At 73.5% G+C, this 16,256-nt stretch carries 18 protein-coding genes; 1 reads left to right on the top strand and 17 read right to left on the bottom strand.

Features of this window, described 5'->3' with window-relative positions; genetic code table 11:
- Positions 1-42: 42 nt before the first annotated feature.
- The 4 genes from smpB to ftsE all read right to left on the bottom strand — a co-directional run bounded on the left by smpB (position 43) and on the right by ftsE (position 3,427).
- Entirely contained in the window at positions 43-522 is a 480-nt protein-coding gene (gene smpB / locus DDQ41_RS08350; protein ID WP_109293916.1) for an SsrA-binding protein SmpB, read from the bottom strand.
- Positions 523-540: 18 nt separating this feature from the next.
- Positions 541-1,710 (bottom strand): S41 family peptidase, encoded by a 1,170-nt coding sequence (locus DDQ41_RS08355; protein WP_172607603.1) that lies wholly within the window; start codon positions 1,708-1,710, stop codon positions 541-543.
- A gap of 68 nt (positions 1,711-1,778) precedes the next feature.
- Positions 1,779-2,696 (bottom strand): permease-like cell division protein FtsX, encoded by a 918-nt coding sequence (gene ftsX / locus DDQ41_RS08360; RefSeq protein WP_109293918.1) that lies wholly within the window; start codon positions 2,694-2,696, stop codon positions 1,779-1,781.
- A gap of 41 nt (positions 2,697-2,737) precedes the next feature.
- Positions 2,738-3,427, bottom strand: a complete 690-nt coding sequence (ftsE, locus tag DDQ41_RS08365; protein WP_109293919.1) for a cell division ATP-binding protein FtsE — start codon at positions 3,425-3,427, stop codon at positions 2,738-2,740.
- A gap of 372 nt (positions 3,428-3,799) precedes the next feature.
- Here ftsE and DDQ41_RS08370 point away from each other — a divergent pair, with 372 nt between their 5' ends.
- The gene (locus tag DDQ41_RS08370; RefSeq protein WP_109293920.1) at positions 3,800-3,994 is read left to right on the top strand and encodes a hypothetical protein; all 195 of its coding nucleotides are present in this window, start codon (positions 3,800-3,802) and stop codon (positions 3,992-3,994) included.
- Between the two features lie 252 nt (positions 3,995-4,246).
- On the opposite strand, the gene DDQ41_RS08375 is transcribed toward DDQ41_RS08370, so the two are convergent.
- From DDQ41_RS08375 to DDQ41_RS08450, 13 genes are all read right to left on the bottom strand, one after another.
- On the bottom strand, positions 4,247-5,128 hold the full coding sequence (locus tag DDQ41_RS08375; RefSeq protein WP_109293921.1) for a hypothetical protein: 882 nt from the start codon (positions 5,126-5,128) through the stop codon (positions 4,247-4,249).
- Positions 5,129-5,450: 322 nt separating this feature from the next.
- Positions 5,451-5,681 (bottom strand): DUF397 domain-containing protein, encoded by a 231-nt coding sequence (locus DDQ41_RS08380; RefSeq protein ID WP_109293922.1) that lies wholly within the window; start codon positions 5,679-5,681, stop codon positions 5,451-5,453.
- A complete protein-coding gene (locus DDQ41_RS08385) occupies positions 5,668-6,492 on the bottom strand; it encodes a helix-turn-helix domain-containing protein (RefSeq protein WP_109293923.1) in 825 nt (274 codons plus the stop codon). Before DDQ41_RS08385 ends, DDQ41_RS08380 begins: the two co-directional genes overlap by 14 nt.
- Positions 6,493-6,827: 335 nt before the next feature.
- On the bottom strand, positions 6,828-7,013 hold the full coding sequence (locus DDQ41_RS08390) for a thiocillin family RiPP (protein WP_109293924.1): 186 nt from the start codon (positions 7,011-7,013) through the stop codon (positions 6,828-6,830).
- Positions 7,014-7,171: 158 nt separating this feature from the next.
- Positions 7,172-7,351 (bottom strand): thiocillin family RiPP, encoded by a 180-nt coding sequence (locus DDQ41_RS08395; RefSeq protein WP_109293925.1) that lies wholly within the window; start codon positions 7,349-7,351, stop codon positions 7,172-7,174.
- Positions 7,352-7,447: 96 nt separating this feature from the next.
- Positions 7,448-7,606, bottom strand: a complete 159-nt coding sequence (locus DDQ41_RS08400; protein ID WP_109293926.1) for a thiocillin family RiPP — start codon at positions 7,604-7,606, stop codon at positions 7,448-7,450.
- An 88-nt stretch (positions 7,607-7,694) separates the two neighbouring features.
- The gene (locus DDQ41_RS08405; RefSeq protein WP_109293927.1) at positions 7,695-7,856 is read right to left on the bottom strand and encodes a thiocillin family RiPP; all 162 of its coding nucleotides are present in this window, start codon (positions 7,854-7,856) and stop codon (positions 7,695-7,697) included.
- A gap of 86 nt (positions 7,857-7,942) precedes the next feature.
- Positions 7,943-9,031 carry a lantibiotic dehydratase C-terminal domain-containing protein gene (locus DDQ41_RS08410; protein ID WP_109293928.1) on the bottom strand — a complete coding sequence of 363 codons (1,089 nt, stop codon included), beginning with the start codon at positions 9,029-9,031 and terminating at the stop codon, positions 7,943-7,945.
- Position 9,032: 1 nt separating this feature from the next.
- On the bottom strand, positions 9,033-11,753 hold the full coding sequence (locus tag DDQ41_RS31200; RefSeq protein ID WP_162602635.1) for a hypothetical protein: 2,721 nt from the start codon (positions 11,751-11,753) through the stop codon (positions 9,033-9,035).
- On the bottom strand, positions 11,753-12,892 hold the full coding sequence (locus DDQ41_RS08435; RefSeq protein ID WP_109293932.1) for a PqqD family protein: 1,140 nt from the start codon (positions 12,890-12,892) through the stop codon (positions 11,753-11,755). Before DDQ41_RS08435 ends, DDQ41_RS31200 begins: the two co-directional genes overlap by 1 nt.
- Positions 12,892-13,845: a nitroreductase family protein gene (locus DDQ41_RS08440; protein WP_262508393.1), complete on the bottom strand. Its 954-nt coding sequence runs from the start codon at positions 13,843-13,845 to the stop codon at positions 12,892-12,894. The genes DDQ41_RS08435 and DDQ41_RS08440 overlap by 1 nt, the downstream gene beginning before the upstream one ends.
- Positions 13,836-15,596: a TOMM precursor leader peptide-binding protein gene (locus tag DDQ41_RS08445; protein WP_109293933.1), complete on the bottom strand. Its 1,761-nt coding sequence runs from the start codon at positions 15,594-15,596 to the stop codon at positions 13,836-13,838. The genes DDQ41_RS08440 and DDQ41_RS08445 overlap by 10 nt, the downstream gene beginning before the upstream one ends.
- Positions 15,593-16,252 (bottom strand): TOMM precursor leader peptide-binding protein, encoded by a 660-nt coding sequence (locus tag DDQ41_RS08450; protein WP_109293934.1) that lies wholly within the window; start codon positions 16,250-16,252, stop codon positions 15,593-15,595. Before DDQ41_RS08450 ends, DDQ41_RS08445 begins: the two co-directional genes overlap by 4 nt.
- Positions 16,253-16,256: the final 4 nt, after the last annotated feature.

The raw sequence follows: 16,256 nt of genomic DNA on the forward strand, positions 1-16,256 counted from the left end.
TCCGGCCAGGGGGCACGAGACGGTCAGGCGCACGCGTCCGGCTCAGGCCCGCTGCCGCCGCCGCGCCGCCGACATCGCCCGGTCGGCCTCCCGGCGGTCCTGCTTCTCCCGCAGGGTCTGCCGCTTGTCGTACTCCTTCTTGCCCTTCGCCAGGGCGATCTCGACCTTGGCCCGGCCGTCCTTGAAGTACAGGGCCAGCGGCACGATGGTGTGGCCCGTCTCCTGGGACTTGGACTCCAGCTTGTCGATCTCCGCCCGGTGCAGCAGCAGCTTCCGCTTCCGCCGGGCGCTGTGGTTGGTCCAGGTGCCCTGGCTGTACTCCGGCACATGCACGTTGTGCAGCCACGCCTCGTGGCCGTCGATGTGGACGAACCCGTCCGCCAGCGAGGCCCGCCCCTGGCGCAGCGACTTCACCTCGGTACCCATCAGCACGAGACCGCACTCGTAGGTGTCGAGGATGTGGTAGTCGTGCCGCGCCTTCTTGTTCTGCGCGATCAGCTTGCGCCCTTTTTCCTTAGCCATAGTGCGGCCATTTTCGCACTACGACCCGGCCCCGAGGCCACTCAATACCGTCTGCGCCCGCTCCTCGGCACGCTCGTTCACGGCCAGGTCCGGGACGATGCCCCGGCCGTCCACGTCGTGACCGGCCGGAGTGCGGTAGTGGCCCACGGTGAGTTCCGCGACGGACCCGTCGGGCAGCTGCTCGGGCATCTGCACCGATCCCTTCCCGAAGGTACGGGCACCGACGGTGACGGCGCGCCCCCGGTCCTTCAGGGCGCCGGTGACCAATTCGGCCGCGCTCATCGTGCCCCCGTCCACCAGCGCCACGACGGGCCGGCCGGTGTCCCCGCCCGGCCTGGCGTAGAGGGCCTTCTGCTCACCGCGCACGTCGTAGGTGGCGACCAGCCCGCCGTCGAGGAAGGCGGACGCCGCCGTGACGGCCTCGGAGACCAGCCCGCCGCTGTTGCCCCGCAGGTCCAGCAGGACACCGGCGCCCTCGGGGGCCGACTCCACCGCCTGCCGCACCCGCTCCCCGGCGCCCTTGGTGAAGGCCGCGACCTTGATCATCACGGCCCGGTCCTCAAGCGTCCTGACGGTGACGGCCTCGGTGGCGAGGCGGGCCCGCCGCACCGTCCGGCTCCAGGCGAGGTCGCCGCGCTGGAGCCCCAGCACCACGGACGAACCCGGACCGGCACCCCCGCCGTCACCGCGCAGCAGCCGGACGACCTCGCTGACCGGCCGCCCGTCTATCCGGGCGCCGTCGACCGTGCGCAGCTGGTCGCCCACGCGGACGCCGGCCCGGTCGGCCGGACCGCCGCGCTGGAGGCGGGCGACCTCGACCCGGCCGTCGGCACCGCGCCTGGCCCACAGCCCGACGCCGGTGTAGGAACCGTCGAGGGCGCGCGCGAACTCCTCGTACTCGCCCTTGTCGTACACGGCGCCCCAGCGGTCCCCGCTGCGGCTGACGACCTCCTCCGCGGCCTTGGCGCCGGACTTGCCGTCCGCGGCGGCCTCGGCGGCGGCGCGTGCGATCTCGTCGCGGTCGACCGTGTCGGCGGCGGCCCGCACCCGCGGTTCCGGCGGCTCGTCCTCGGCACGGGGCATCAGGCCCGTCGCGGAACCGGTGGCGAGGGCGCTCGCGAACACCAGTGTCAGGACCACCCCGTGGCGCAGGCCACGGGGCACCTTCGGTGATCCAGGGCCCAACATGGCGCCCACTCTAGGACAAGCGAAGGGCGCCGCAGGGCCGTTGACCCGTACGGCGCCCGGGGCGCTCGTCACACCTTCAGGTACTTGCGCAACGCGATGAAGGCAGCCATGGAGGGCATCAGCAGCCCGATCACCAGGACGAGCGGCAGTACCGCTATCACCGCGTCCCAGCCGATGAAGTTGACCAGCGGCATCTTCTCGGAGAGCGCCAGCCCGCCGTCGATGAGGAAGTACCGGCCGACCAGCAGCATCACACAGGCGACCAGGCCGCCGAGCAGACCGGCGAAGGCGGCCTCCATGATGAACGGCATCTGGATGTAGAAGCTGGACGCTCCCACGAGCCGCATGATCCCCGTCTCGCGCCGCCGGCTGAACGCCGACACCCGCACGGTGTTGACGATCAGCATCAGCGCGATGACCAGCATCAGCCCCATGACGAAGAGGGCGGCGACGTTCATGCCGCGCATCATGTTGAAGAGGTTCTCCAGGATGCTGCGCTGGTCCTGGACGGACTGGACCCCGTCCCGTCCGGCGAACGCGGTCGCCACCACCTTGTACTTCTCCGGGTCCTTCAGCTTGACCCGGAACGACTCCGGCATCTGGTCGGGCGTGATGACCGTGGCGATGGCGGTGTCGCTGTACTGCTCGCGGTAGTGCTTGTAGGCCTCGTCGGCGGTCTCGTGGTGGACCTTCTCGACGATGGCCATGTCCTCGAGGTCGGACCGGATCTGCTCCCGCTGCTCGGCGGTGACGGCACCCTTCGAGCACTGCCCGCCCGTCTGCGCGTCGTTCTTGTTGCAGAGGTAGAGGGAGACGTTGACCTTGTCGTACCAGAAGTCCTTCATGGCGCTGACCTGTTCACGCATGAGCAGGGCGCCACCGAAGAGGGCGAGCGACAGGGCGACGGAGACGATCACGGCGAAGGTCATCGTCAGGTTGCGGCGGAGACCGACGCCGATCTCCGACAGTACGAACTGGGCGCGCATGGCGAGTGTTTCAGCCTTTCCTCTACCTGCTCAGTGCCTGCTCAGTGCTGGTAGCCGTAGACACCGCGCGCCTGGTCGCGTACGAGCCGGCCCTGTTCGAGCTCGATGACGCGCTTGCGCATCTGGTCGACGATGTTCTGGTCGTGGGTCGCCATCAACACCGTGGTCCCGGTCCGGTTGATCCGGTCCAGCAGTTTCATGATGCCGACGGAGGTCTGGGGGTCGAGGTTTCCGGTCGGCTCGTCCGCGATCAGCAGCATGGGGCGGTTGACGAACGCCCGGGCGATCGCCACGCGCTGCTGCTCACCGCCGGAGAGCTCACCGGGCATCCGGTCCTCCTTGCCGCCGAGACCGACGAGGTCGAGGACCTGGGGAACGGCCTTGCGGATCTCACCGCGCGGCTTGCCGATGACCTCCTGCGCGAAGGCCACGTTCTGGGCGACGGTCTTGTTCGGCAGCAGGCGGAAGTCCTGGAACACGGTGCCCAGCTGCCGTCGCATGTGGGGCACCTTCCAGTTGGACAGGCGCGCGAGGTCCTTGCCGAGGACGTGGACCTGCCCCTGGCTGGCGCGTTCCTCGCGCAGGACCAGCCGCAGGAAGGTCGACTTGCCGGAGCCGGACGACCCCACGAGGAAGACGAACTCGCCTTTCTCGATCTCCAGGGAGACGTCGCGCAGGGCTGGACGGTTCTGCTTGGGGTAGCTCTTGGAGACGCTGTCGAATCGGATCACGGATGCACCACGGTCGGCCGGGAGTATGTGTGCGTGACCATACGCGAACGGGGATGGCGCGTGCAGTCACCGCCCGGAGTTGCGCGATTTGTCGGATTGACGGCGCCCGTTCGCCTCTACTTCAAGCCCCGGAACAGGCCTGATCCGACGGGGCGCGCCGAATCGCCCGCAAGCTGGCACAGTGGTGTCGGGAACGAACGCGGTTCCCTGAGCGTTGCGCGAAGAGAGCACGCGGGAAACCACCGGGGACACGCCGGGGAACCACCGGGGACACGCCGGATGAGCCGGGAACGCCCGAAGGTCCGGGAGCACCGGGAAACGCCGCAAGAACGACTCCGCCGGTGGCCCCGCCGCGCGGAAGGAGGAGAGCGCATGACCTACGACCGACTGGTATGCGCCAACTGCGCCGCACCCGTCGCCGAGGGCCGCTGCCCCGTCTGCCGGGCCAGCCGCGAGCGTCTGCAGCAGAACGGCCCCTTCGCGGGCCTGAACCCGGCGGCGCTGGTCGCACTGCTGGTGGTCCTCGTGGCGGCGTTGGCCCTCCTGGCGCACCAGACCACCGCCTGACGGGATGGTCCGGAGCCGGGGAAGGGCCGCCGGGGGAAGGCCGGGGGGAAGAGCCCGCAGGCAGGGCCGGGGAAACCCGACCCGACACCCGCGCGGCGTCCCGCCCGGGAACCCATAGGGGTCCGGAGAGTCTCCCGGCTGACGCTGATCAGCCTCCGCCCCTCCGGACCCCTTGTCGCTTTCCGTAGCGAATCGCTACCGTACGTCACATCCGACCGGGTGTACCAGCCCGGCCGTACGGGCGGGCGCGAATCAGACGGCGGCGCGGCCACCGACGAGGCGGGGCAGCATACGGAAACCGATACCGCCGGCGATCATCGTCGCTGCACCGACCAGCAGGAACGTGGTCTCGGTGGCGCCGGTCTCAGCCAGCTCCTCCTTGGCCTTGCCCTGCTCGACCGGCTGCGAGCCGACGGAGTCGGTGTCGGTGTTGTCGACACACTCGGCGCCCTCGACGCTCACGGTGCAGCCGTCACCACCACCGGTCACGGCGGAGCCGCCGGTGGTGGTGGAGCCCCCGGTGCTGGAGGAACCGCCGGTGGTCACCGGTCCACCCGTGGTGGAACCGGTCGTGGCCGGGTCGCCAGTCGTGGCCCCGCCGTCCGCAGCACCGCCGTCGGTCGCCCCGCCGTCCGTCGCCCCGCCGTCCGCAGCGCCGCCGTCGGTCGCGCCACCGTCCGTCGCCCCGCCGTCCGTCGCCCCACCGTCCGTCGCCCCGCCGTCGGTCGCGCCACCGTCGGTCGCGCCGCCGTCCGTAGCCCCACCGTCGGTCGCGCCGCCGTCCGTAGCCCCACCGTCGGTCGCGCCGCCGTCCGCAGCACCGCCGTCCGTAGCACCGCCGTCCGTAGCGCCACCGTCCGCAGCACCGCCGTCCGTAGCGCCACCGTCCGTAGCGCCACCGTCCGTAGCACCGCCGTCCGTAGCACCAGCATCGACGCCACCGAGAGCGCCGCCGGTGTCATCCTCTTCCTGGATGCCGAGACCGATCTCGGCACCCTCCTGCGTCACCTCAGCGCCGGCGCTCAGGTCATCGTCGAAGGCCTGGGCCGCACCAGCGGCGGTCAGGGAAGCGCCCGCGGCGATCACCGCGCCGGCCGCGATCCGCGCGACGCGAACCCGCGTCTTCTTGATCATCTGCTGCTACCCCCAGTAGCTCATTCGTCGGTAGTGCAGCGTCAGGGGCGGTGACGGTCCAGGGGCCGCGTTTCCACTCCCCCGCTCACATCCGCCCCACAGGTACGCATGCCGCGCGACAGCTTTTCCAGTTTCCGCGGACGCGTCAAGTTCCATTGCGCGCGCGACGCCCGAAATAAGGCCAGTTGCCCGAGGCGGGAGCAGATAACTGTGACGTAAGACGGTAACTACCGTCCTTTCAAGGCCAGTTGCCTTGTCGACAAAACGAGCGGTCAGCGGCTTTTCGCTTCCCGTCCGCGAATCACGGGGACGGCGACCGGAGTCACTCAGAGGCGATCGGCTGGGCCCTGAGAGAGTCGACGAAGGCCGTCCATGCGGTCGCGCCGAACACCACGGCGGGGCCATGGGGGTTCTTGCTGTCCCGGACGGGGACGCAGGCGGTGCATATGTCGCCGACTTCGAGGCAATCGCCGCTGCTGCCGCCGCTGTGGCTGGACTTGCGCCACTTCGGGGCGGTGCCGGTGCCGGGGGTGACGTGCTCACTGCTGTGCATGCTCGTACTCCTCTGCGACGGACCTGATCAGAGCCAGGGACTCGCGGTGCGAGAGCGCGTCCCCCAAGGCGTGATCGTATGCGACCTGGCAATCGCGCACCACGGACGGGACTTCGAGCACTCGCCCGGTCTTCAGACCCTCCACGTACGCGACAGGTGGCAGATCACTGAACCACATGAGCGATACGAAGCCCTCCACCAAGGCATGAAAACCGGCCGAGAAGGGGAGGACGTGCACTCGGATCCGTAGGCTCTCGCCCAGGTCGGCGAGATGCAGAAGTTGTTCGCTCATGATTGCCGAACCACCGATCGGGCATCGCAGCACCGCCTCGTCGAGCAGTGCCCAGAACACCGGCGAATGGAAGTCGTCGAGAATGCGGGCACGGGCGAGTCGCGTACCGAGGAGCCTGTCGCGTTCGGCCTCCGTCTTGGACGGGAAGCCCGAGCTGAGCACCTCACGTGCGTACGACTCCGTCTGGAGGACGCCCGGCACGAGCTTCGGCGCGTACTCCCGAATCGCCTTCGCCTGGCGTTCCAGTTCCAGCGCCTCCGCGAAGTGCTCCGCGACCTTGCCCTCCTTCAGCGACGGCAGGAACCGCTCGAAGAACCCTCCGCTGTCCATCACGCGATCAAGTCGGCGTGCGTCCTCGATGTCCGGTCTGCGCCTGCCCGCCTCGATGTGCGCGATGTGCGTGCGGGACATGACCACCCGCCGGCTCAACTCCTCCTGTGTGAGTCCGGCCGCCTCACGACGGCGCCTCAGCTCGGCCCCGTACGTCTCGCGGGACTTCGGGTTGTCCTCGATCGCCATGTGCAACTCCCCCGGTGTGAGGCTGTGGTCGCCTCCATCACCACTACCGAGCGTAGAGCACGGAGTCTCTTTCCGTGACCGCAATCGGATGGCGGTCTGCGGATGGCCACCGGTCCCGCGGAGGACACGGAGACCGGCCCGGAGCGCGCGTGGGGAGTGTCGCGCCCCGGGCCGGCCATGGGGCCCGCGTCAGCCGCGGGCTCGGCCTGGAAGGGGCGGCCGGTCCCGCCCTTGTCGGGTGGGTTCCGGCCGCCCCGGCGGCCGGGACTTACTCAGGTGCCGGGCACGGGCCCGGTCACCGGCCGTCCGTCAGCGGCCTGTGGGACGGCACGCACTCAGGCGCTGCTCGCCGTGCCCGCGCTGCTGAAGCATCCCGACGGCGTGGAGATGGAGCTGCCGGTGGCGGCGCAGCCCACGGTGCTGCCGGGCGAGTGGGACGTCGGCAGGACCTCCAGTTCCGGCGCCTCCTGGTCGAGGCGGAGGTCGAGTGCCAGGCCGGTGGCCGGGGTGATGTCGTTCATGTTTCCCTCCCGTATGACGGTGTGTGTGGGTGTGTTCGGGTGTCCGCCGGCGGACCGGCGGTGGTCGGCGATGTCTGCGGCAGGTCCTCGGACCCGCCGCGGACGCCCGGGCCGGCGGGGCGGACGGCTCGAACCCGTCGCCCGTGCCGTGCGCGGTTTCAGTGGCTGCTGGCGGTCGACCCGCTGCTGATCGTGGCGGCGGGGCAGGACGCGCAGCTGATGCTTCCCGCGCACCCGACGGAGCTGCCGGGGGCGTACTCGGCCGGCAGCACCTCCAGCTCGGGGCGCTCGCCCTCCAGCACGAGTTCCAGTACGTCGGTCTCGGGCAACCTGTCCATGATGTCTCCTCTACTGGTGTGACCGGCGGGTCCGCCGGCTCGTCTTCCGGTGGCCGGCCGGGGCCCGGTGGCCCGGCCGGCCATGGTGCGGGCGGGCTACTTGGAGCTCAGGGTGCTCGCGGTCCCCCAGGTCATGGCCGGGCAGGAACCGGAGCCGACGGTGGCGGCGGAGGAGACGTTGCCGGCCGAGTACTCCTCGGGGAGCACCTCCAGCTCGGGCATCTCCTGGTCCAGACGCAGGTCGAGTTCGTTCATTGCGGTCTCCTGTCATGTGGTGGGTGGTGCGGCTCCGGGGGTCCGGGGCCGCGGTCGGGTCCGTGCGGTCCGGCGCGGGCGATCCGTGTCAGGTGGAGCTGGCCGAGCCGGCGCTGCCGATGGAGCCCGCGGGGCAGGAGAAGGATCCGGCCGTGCTGGCGGTACCGGCGCAGTTGCCCGCGGACTGGGTGTCGGGGAGCACCTCGATCTCGAGGCTCTCCTGCTCGATGCGCAGGTCGAGTTCGTTCATCACGCTGTTCCTTTCGTGATCTTCAGGCTGCGGCCCCGGGCGGGGCCGCTACGGCGCCCTTGCCGGGCGCCGGGTCTCGGGGCCCGCTAAGGGGCGGTCGCGCCGGGGGGCGCGTCGGGATGCGCCCGGGGTGGCACGGGGGGATCGGAGTGTTCCGCCCGAGCCGCCACCCGCCCGAGCACGGCCTCTTCGAGGGGGAGGAAGCCGAGCCGGTTGAGCGTCATGTGCATCTGCATCAGCAGCAGACGGGAGGCGACGGCATCGGGGTCGGCGGCCAGGGCTCGCCGCACACCGTCCGCGAGGTCGCGGCCCAGCGCGTCGGCGGCGGCGGCGGTCAGCGCGGGCACGGGTCCGGCGTCCGTACCGGCTACGGCGTCGGTACCGGCTACGGCGTCGGTACGGGCAACGGCGGCGGTACGGGCGTCCGTACCGGCGTCCGTACCGGCAACGGCGGCGGTGGGCAGCGCGGACACGGACGCGGACGCGGCGGCGGTACCGGCGGCGTCCGGCCGTGCTGCGGCCTCCCGGTCACCGGTGGACGGTCGTCCCCCCGACGGCCACCGTTCGGCGATCCGCTCGGTCTCCCGGAGCCAGGCCGGATCCCCGGCGAGCAGACCCGTCCAGTGGCCCCAGTGCAGCCGCCAGATCCGCTCGCGCTGCGTCCGGCCCAGCGTGCCCAGGCAGGACCGCATCACCAGCACCGCGAGGTGTGCCCTGGCCGTGCGGTCCGGTCCGGTCGCCCGTACCGCGCCCAGGCTCAGCTCACTGCTCGCCTGGAAGACCTCCTCGGCGATACCGGCGGCCGCGGGAGATCCGTAGTAGTGGTGCTCCCGGCCGTAGAGGCCGAGGCTGAGCCGGCGACCGCCGTGACCGGGCAGGCCCTCCTCCGCCCGCGGGTGCAGCCGCTGGACCTCCCCCCGGGCGGGCGGGGGGACGTGCTCCTTCCACAGGGCGCGGCCGGCCTCCCAGCAGTCGTCGAGCACGGCCGGGGTGCCCCGGAAGCGAACCCGCAGATGCGGGCCGCTCGCGTCGGCGTAGCGGATGAAGAACCACCGCCGGACGCCCGCCCGTTCGGCCGCGTCGACCCAGCGGGGGACCAGGTCGGCCAGCAGGAGTTCGCCGTCCCGGTGCCCGGTGTGGTGGACCCGGGCGTAGAGCCATTCCTCGTTGGCCATCTCAGCTCCGCTCCCGGTCGTCGACCCGCGCCGGGCGGGCGAAGTGCACGCAGTGCTCGACCACCCGGGCGTCCGGTTCCGCCACTGCCGGGCGCAGCGGCAGGCACTCGGTGAACACCACCACCGTTTCCGGCCGTTCGGTCAGGCGGTCCAGCAGGTCGAGGCCGGTGGAGGAGGCGAAGGCCAGCCACAGGGGCTTACGGGCCCTGTCCCCGCGCCGCGGGACGCCGCTCTCACCCCTGACGTACACCTCGGCGGGCATGCCGTGTCCGCGCCGCCACGCGTCCGTCCGCTCCAGGAAGTCCGCCGTCTCCTCGCCCGGTTCCCGGCGCGGCACCTCGGACGCCTCCATCCGCCACCGCGCCCGCCGAACCGCCGCACCCGCCACGACGCGCCGGGCCGACACCGTGTGCCCCGTCTCCGCCGGGTCGTCCGGGCGGGTGCCGTCGGCGAGGCCCGGGGGCAGCCACCAGGGGTCCGCCAGGACGAGCAGGAACCGGGCCGCTCCGCCGACCAGATGGCGCGGGACGGTGCCGAGGTAGACGGGTGCCACCGGCGTACCGCTGCGGCGTCGCAGCTCCAGCGCGTTCGCCCGGCTGTCGTGCGCCAGTTCCAGTTCGTCCAGCGGTACGCACGGACCGGACCCGCGCGGCGCGGTGGGCCAGTGCAGCGACGTGGGGAGGACTCCGCAGCTGTCCCCCTGGAGGGGGTTGACCTCGCGGGCCGGGACGAACTCCAGGCACTCGGCGTCCGGATGCAGCGTGCGCACCCAGGCGCGGAGCCGTTCGGCGAAGCCGGCCCCGCGCGGACCCCCGGCGGAGTCGTACAGCCGGTGGAAGCGGGCGACCAGCCCGCCCGTACCCGACGAGACCTGGTTGACGACGAGGAGCGGGCCGCCGTCTCGCTCCTCGCAGTCCTGGTAGACGACCGCGACCGAGGGCAGGCAACTCGACCGCCCCGGACGGGCGGGGCGCGCCGTGCCGGGGGTGGGGCCGAGAGGGGCTCCGGGGTCCCCGGTGCCGGCGGGAGCACCGGGAGCACCGGGAGCACCGGGAGCACCGGGCCCGCCGGGAGCACCGGTACCAGCGGGAGCACCGGAGTCCCCGGGCCCGCCGGGAGCACAGGTGCCGGCGGGCCGGCCGGGGGCACCGGGCCCGCCGGGCACTCCGAACGCGGACAGCTCCTGGAAGAAGCCGAACACGTCGTCGCAGACACCGTCCGGGCCGAACCGCGCCACGAACGCGTCGGTGAGCGCCTGGTACTCGGGAGACACCCGCAGGCTGTCGCACGCGGCCCCGGCATGGCGCCGCAGCACCGCGGCCCGCTCGTCGTCCCGGGCGCGGACCGGGAGGGCGCCCGCCCGGTCCTCGTAGACCAGGGTCACCTCGCGCAGCGGCCAGTCGTCCGCCGCGCCGAGCACGTCGAGGGCCTCCTCCAGCGCTTCGCGCAGCCGCACCAGGCCGGCGGCGCGGGCCGCCGGGCCGCCCCCGGCGATGGCCGCCAGCTCGGCCGTCGCGGTCAGCAGCAGCCCGGCCACCCGGCGGTCCGACGGATCGGGGGACGCGGCCAGTGCCGCGGCGACCCAGTCCGGGAGCCGGTCCTGCGGACAGGGGTCGTCGACGTCCAGCAGACCGGCCTCCAGATACCGGCCCAGCCGGACGGCGGGCAGCCCCCGCGGATCCCGCAGGGCGGCGAACAGGTCCTCCCTTCCGCGGGCGTCCAGGACCTCGTCGTCCGACCAGGCCCAGCCGTCCGTCACCGACTGCCTGGGCTCACTCAGCCGGGCGATGGGGCCCGCGGCGCGCAGGGAGCCGTTGACCCGCCAGCGGACCAGGCCGCGCACCCCGTCGCGGACCGCCGCGGCCCGCAGCAGCACCCGGCCGACCAGGGGGTGCAGGCAGACCCGGACCCGTGCGCCGTGGTCCGCTCCCGGGACGGCGACATGGGTGAGCGACGACAGCGGGCTGGCCTTGAGCGCGGACCGTACGGCGTATCCGTAGGCGGTGAGGCGCTCCCCCCGGTCCAGCGGCCGCCCGCCCGGCTGCCGCACCCGGCGGGAGAACACGGGTGAGACCAGCGCCAGCGCGCCGGACACCGCGGGCAGGCCCATGAGGTGCCGCAGCGTCCGCTCCTCGGCCGCCTCCGCGGCCCCGGCGCGCAGCCGCAGCAGCTGCCGCAGCCCGGCGAGGGCCCGGGCGCGTTCCGCCCAGCGATCCAGTGCCGAGGTCTCCCTCCCCGTCGGCGCGAGTACCCCGCGGACCTGCGCGAGCAGCTCCGGCGCCACCGGGTCCGGCCGTCCGGCGTGCGCGGCCCTCCGCCAGCGCAGCACCGACCGGCGCGCGCCGGTGGTCGGCATCAGCGGTACGGCGTCGTACAGCAGTCCGGTCACCGCCGGTGCGAGGGCGGCCAGTTCCCGGCGGGCCGCGGCGATCCGGTCCAGGACCTCGGCGACCTGCCCGGCCGCCAGGGGTGCCACGTCGGCTGCCGGCAGCCCGGCGACCCTGCTCAGCGCCGGGCCCTCGGCCAGGAGGTGTCCGGCGGCGGGTGCGTCCGCGGCCTGCGCCGCGGTCGCGGGACGCGGTGCCACCGCCGGGGCCTGCGCCGGGGTGGAAGACCTGGCCACCGCCGGGGCCTGCGCCGGGGCCACCGCCGGGGGTGGGGGCGAGGCCGGGGGCTGCGTCGAGGCCGGGGCCGGTTGCTGCCTCTCGGTCGAGGTCGTCATCACGCGCCCCCGAACAGCACCAGCAGGGAGCGTACGCAGAACACCGCGACGAGCAGCGCGTACGCCAGGCACACGACGCCGAACACCTGGTAGCGCAACTGCCGGGAGCGGCTCCGGACGGCGAGCCAGCTCGGCGGCGGCTCCCGCAGCACCCGGCACCGCAGAGCGGTGAAGGCGCGCGAGCGCAGGTTCAGTGTGCCCATCGCCGACTCCAGCGCGTGGTAGCCGTCGGTGGGGAGCAGCGGGTTGAGGTTCGCCAGCAACAGGCCGATCTGAATCCAGACCATCAGCACGCAGAGCTGCCCGAACCGGCCCTCGGCGTACATCGACAGCGCCGACCAGCCACCCAGCCACAGCACGTCCTGGGCCACTCCGGCCAGGGCGATGACCACCCGGGACCCGCGGCCGGGAAGCCGGTGGGCGTCGGTGCGGTCCACATAGGCCACGGGAACCAGGTAGAAGAGGAGACCGACGCCGATCTCCCGGACGGGGACGCCGTAGTAGCGGCAGGCCAGTCCGTGGGCCAGTTCGTGCAGCGCGGTCTGGAGCAGCATGCTGGAGACGACGATCGTCCAGCCCCACACCGGGAGGGACAGGTCCGGCCCGCCGGACGCGAGGGGAGCGGCGAGCACCGACCCCGCGCCCCACACCGCGAAGACGGCGGCGGCCAGCCAGAGGACGCCGAACGGGAGCGGTGCGCGGCGGAGCAGCGCGGCGGGCGGGTCCAGCACGGCGCTGACCCCGGAGCCCACCAGCGGCCGGCGAGGCATGTGGCTGCGGCGCGCGAAACGCACGGCCGAGGTGTCCCGGCCGCCGTCCGGCGGCACGGTGAGCAGCCCGGCGGCGCGCAGTTCCCCGAGGAAGTCCAGCACCACCTGCCGGGTGGAACCGTCACCGCCTCCCGTGCGCGAGGCGCGGGCGGCGAACTCCCGCCCGGTCATGGATCCGTCGAGGGCCGTGAGGATCGCGGCCCCGCTCTTCGACAGCCGGGTGTAGTGGCCGCTGACCGGGTCGTAGGCGAGCGGTTCGTGGTGCAGGCCCTCGGTGATCTCGACGTCGGGGCGCATGGCCGGGCGCTCGGTGTCGAGCCAGGACGGCTCCGCGCTGCCGGAGGCGACGCCGGCGGACGGGGCGGCCATCACCGCTCCCCGGTACGGTCGGCCAGGGCCGATACCTGCGCCGGGGCCGATACCTGCGCCGGGGCCGATACCTGGGCCGGGGCCGATACCTGGGCCTGAGCCCGGGTTTGGGGCTGAGCCTGAGCCTGGGCTTGGGCCTGGGCCTGGGCCTGGGGCCGAGCCTGGGCCTGGGCCTGGGTCGGCCGGGCCCGGTGGGGGGACCCGAGGGCCAGTCCGATCAGCTGTGCCCGGCCGGACCCGTCGATGCCCAGATGGGTGCGTCCCGCCGCACCGAGCACACCGGCGAACACGGAGCCGGCGGCTCCGAGGGAGAGGGCCGCGAGCCAGGTGGCGTGGGCCAGCGCCGCGCCGCGTGCCAGCAGCAGCCGGTGGCCACCCGCCCCGTGCCGTTCGGCGGTCGCCGCGAGGTCGCCGTGGACCACCACGAGAGCCGGTGCATCGCCGAACTCCAGTTGCAGCACCAGGTCGGCGAGCGGCGGAAGGTCGCGCGGCTCGGGCTCCAGCCGCCGTGCCCCGGGGACATAGTGGTGGCAGCCGTCGGGAACGCCCAGGAGCCGCTGGACCAGTACGGTCGCGGACGGCGCCGGGAGGGTGGGGAAGGCCGGCCGCCACAGGCGCTCGTCCTGCTCGAAGGCGTAACCGAGGGCCCGGACGAGGACGTCACCGTCCATGGGTTCGGGTGCCCAGTGCCGCTGGGCGGTGCGGCGGCGCAGCGCCTGGACGGGGTCGCCGGGCAGCGGGGGAACCGCTCCGGGCCGGAACCCGGTGCCTGTGCCAGTGCCGGTGCCGGTGCCGGTGCCGGACACCGTGGCGGCGGGGGACACCGTGGCGGCGGGGACGGTCGGCGTGGTGGGTGGCCTGGTGCGTGGCGTGGTGCGTGGTGCGTGGTGCGGTGCGGTGGGCGGTGCGGCCAGCAGCTCCTCGGTGAGGCGGGCCGTGTCGATCAGCGGCACGAGCCGCTCCCTTCGTCGTGGAGCCGAACGGCGGCGGTGATGAGCGCGGGCCCGGCGGCGCCCACGAGGAGTTCCCGGTGCCGTTGCAGGGGATGGGGGTCGAGCAGCCCGTGCGCCAGCCCGATCGCCCGGGCCGTGAGAGCGAGCTGGGCCAGCGCGCACCCGGTGTCGAGGTTCCCCACGCGGTAGGCGAAGGGGCCGTACTTCCGGGCGACGCGGCCGACGTCCGAGGCGAGGACCAGATGCACACCGGGCCGTGTCCCGCCGTCCTCGGATTCGGCGCCCAGCGCCGCGAGGAGGGTGCCGAGGTGTTCGGTGTGGGGGTGCATGGCGGTGAGCGCGTGGTCGGCGGCGTCGTAGTAGTGGACGCCGTCGGGGAGGCCGGGGACGTCCCGGAGCAGCGCGTAGACATGGGGCGAGCCCAGGTTGCCGCCGGTCGGCGCCCATCTGTTGACCCGGGTGGGGTCGGTGGACTCCCCCTCGTCGCCGGGGCCGCGCAGCCCGGCGGTGAAGCGCATCAGGGCCGCCAGGGCCTCCGGCCACGGTGGCGGTTCCGCGTCGGCGGTGAGCTTCTCCAGGTTCGCCAGGGACGCGTCGGGCAGCGGAAGCCGCGGGTTGTTGGGGTATCTCAGCCGCTCGAACTGGAGCCCGACGTTCTCCGGGCGGAAGTGGTGCTGGTGCGCCTTGGGGTTGACCAGATGCCGGGGAGGGAAGGCCACGGCGTGCTCGTAGTGCAGCGGCCCGTCCTCCTGCGGGAGGCCGTCGCGGCCCTCGGCCGTCGGGTAGCAGGTGCGGCAGCCGACTTCGGGGGTCAGCTTGTGGGTGGTGGTGGACAGGTCCGCGAGGTCCACCACGAGCCGCCCGCCGAGCGACTGGACCGGCTCGCCCCGCAGCAGCAGGGCCCGCAGCTCCTCGGCGATCAGTCCGGCCGCGGTCACCGCGCCCGGGGTGGCGGCCGCGTCCAGGAACCCCTCGGGCGGCAGGGGCCGGGGCGCGACGGCGTTGCGGGCGCAGTGCGCGCAGGCGGTCGCCGACGGGTCCACCAGGGGCCCCACGGCCACCCGTCCGTCCCGCTCGTCCGCCAGCAGCAGCCGGCTGCCGCGCCGGGCGCTCTCCTCGACGATCCGGTCGACCGTCGCGCGGGGCGCCGCGAGGTCGGCCACGACCAGTGCGTCCTCGGGCACCCCCTCGCCGGGCGCGAGCGGGAGCACATCGGTGATCCCCAGGTCGGCCAGCGCCGTCCGCAGGGGCTGCCACCAGGACGCCCGTACGCTCAACCGCACCCGGGCCCGTGCCGCGGCGAGCGCCGCATGGCTGGAGTGGGGGTGGACGCGGGCGCAGTCCAGCGTCCGCGACATCCAGACCGCGGCCGGCTCCGACGGCCCCTCGCCCTCCGGTGGGGGTACGGTCTGCGCCGCGTCCTCCAGCACCCCGGCGAAGTAGAGGGTGGCGACGGCCTGGTGGACGGCCGACTCGCTCCATCCGGTCGCCCGGGCCAGCCCGGCGATGTCCCGGCTGCCGTCCAGGAGGGGCAGCAGGATCCGCCGGAGGACCGAGGCCGAGGCGCCGCGCAGATGCTGGCGTTCGGCGCCTCCGTCGATGACCACGCCGTCCGGTGTGTCGACCACGTGGAGCCCCCGGCAGAGCTGCGGGCGGGCGGGAAGTCGGAACTGGGGATCGGTGCTCACGGCCGCGGCGACGACCGCCGCGGGCGTGCCGCGCTGTCCCGGCTCGCCGGCGAGGGCGCTCACCGCTCGCCTCCCGCCGCGGTGCCGGTGGCCAGCGGCAGCTCGTCGGCGAGCCACCGCCATCCGTCGTCGGGGTCCACCGGCGCCCCGCACTCCTCGCAGCCGTGGACGCCGATGACCGTGTCGGAGAACAGCGACCGGCTCAGCATGTTGTAGAAGGTCACCTGCCCGGGTACGGCTCCGTCGCCGGTGCGGTAGCGGGTGAGGAGGTCCACGGCGAGACCGGCCGCGATCATGGCCTGCGCGTCGGTGAACCCGGCGATCCCGTGGCCTGGGTCGGCCGACCTCGACTGCTGCAGGGCCCGGGAGACCTCGCGCCCCCGCTCGTGCTGGGTCCGGCGCCGGGTGTAGCAGGAGTGGCAGGGGCCCTCGCCCGGCACGACCAGGGGGCCGACCCTGATGAGGGGGAACTCCTGGACGACCGGGAGCCAGGTCGTGCGGCACGCGCTGTGCAGCCGGGCGACCCCCTCCAGGAGGGTGGGTTCGTCCCGCCAGAGGGCGAGCACGCGGAGCGCGGTGTGGGGCCACTCCGCGGACCGGGTCCCGAGGGCGTCTGCGGTGGCGGAGGGCCAGTCGGTGAGAGCGGTCAGGTGGTCGGCGACCCTCCTGCCGAACGTCCCGGTCCACAGGATGTGCGCGGGTGCGGTGGTGAACGGCACGGCG

The sequence above is a fragment of the Streptomyces spongiicola genome (assembly GCF_003122365.1).
In the GTDB taxonomy this organism is placed as follows: domain Bacteria; phylum Actinomycetota; class Actinomycetes; order Streptomycetales; family Streptomycetaceae; genus Streptomyces; species Streptomyces spongiicola.

Bases quoted from the DNA above. Each gene is read 5' to 3' on its own strand.
- smpB (WP_109293916.1), bottom strand. From the start codon at position 522: ATGGCTAAGGAAAAAGGGCGCAAGCTGATCGCGCAGAACAAGAAGGCG.
- DDQ41_RS08355 (WP_172607603.1), bottom strand. From the start codon at position 1,710: ATGTTGGGCCCTGGATCACCGAAGGTGCCCCGTGGCCTGCGCCACGGG.
- ftsX (WP_109293918.1), bottom strand. From the start codon at position 2,696: ATGCGCGCCCAGTTCGTACTGTCGGAGATCGGCGTCGGTCTCCGCCGC.
- DDQ41_RS08370 (WP_109293920.1), top strand. From the start codon at position 3,800: ATGACCTACGACCGACTGGTATGCGCCAACTGCGCCGCACCCGTCGCC.
- DDQ41_RS08375 (WP_109293921.1), bottom strand. From the start codon at position 5,128: ATGATCAAGAAGACGCGGGTTCGCGTCGCGCGGATCGCGGCCGGCGCG.
- DDQ41_RS08380 (WP_109293922.1), bottom strand. From the start codon at position 5,681: ATGCACAGCAGTGAGCACGTCACCCCCGGCACCGGCACCGCCCCGAAG.
- DDQ41_RS08385 (WP_109293923.1), bottom strand. From the start codon at position 6,492: ATGGCGATCGAGGACAACCCGAAGTCCCGCGAGACGTACGGGGCCGAG.
- DDQ41_RS08390 (WP_109293924.1), bottom strand. From the start codon at position 7,013: ATGAACGACATCACCCCGGCCACCGGCCTGGCACTCGACCTCCGCCTC.
- DDQ41_RS08395 (WP_109293925.1), bottom strand. From the start codon at position 7,351: ATGGACAGGTTGCCCGAGACCGACGTACTGGAACTCGTGCTGGAGGGC.
- DDQ41_RS08400 (WP_109293926.1), bottom strand. From the start codon at position 7,606: ATGAACGAACTCGACCTGCGTCTGGACCAGGAGATGCCCGAGCTGGAG.
- DDQ41_RS08405 (WP_109293927.1), bottom strand. From the start codon at position 7,856: ATGAACGAACTCGACCTGCGCATCGAGCAGGAGAGCCTCGAGATCGAG.
- DDQ41_RS08410 (WP_109293928.1), bottom strand. From the start codon at position 9,031: ATGGCCAACGAGGAATGGCTCTACGCCCGGGTCCACCACACCGGGCAC.
- DDQ41_RS31200 (WP_162602635.1), bottom strand. From the start codon at position 11,753: ATGACGACCTCGACCGAGAGGCAGCAACCGGCCCCGGCCTCGACGCAG.
- DDQ41_RS08435 (WP_109293932.1), bottom strand. From the start codon at position 12,892: ATGGCCGCCCCGTCCGCCGGCGTCGCCTCCGGCAGCGCGGAGCCGTCC.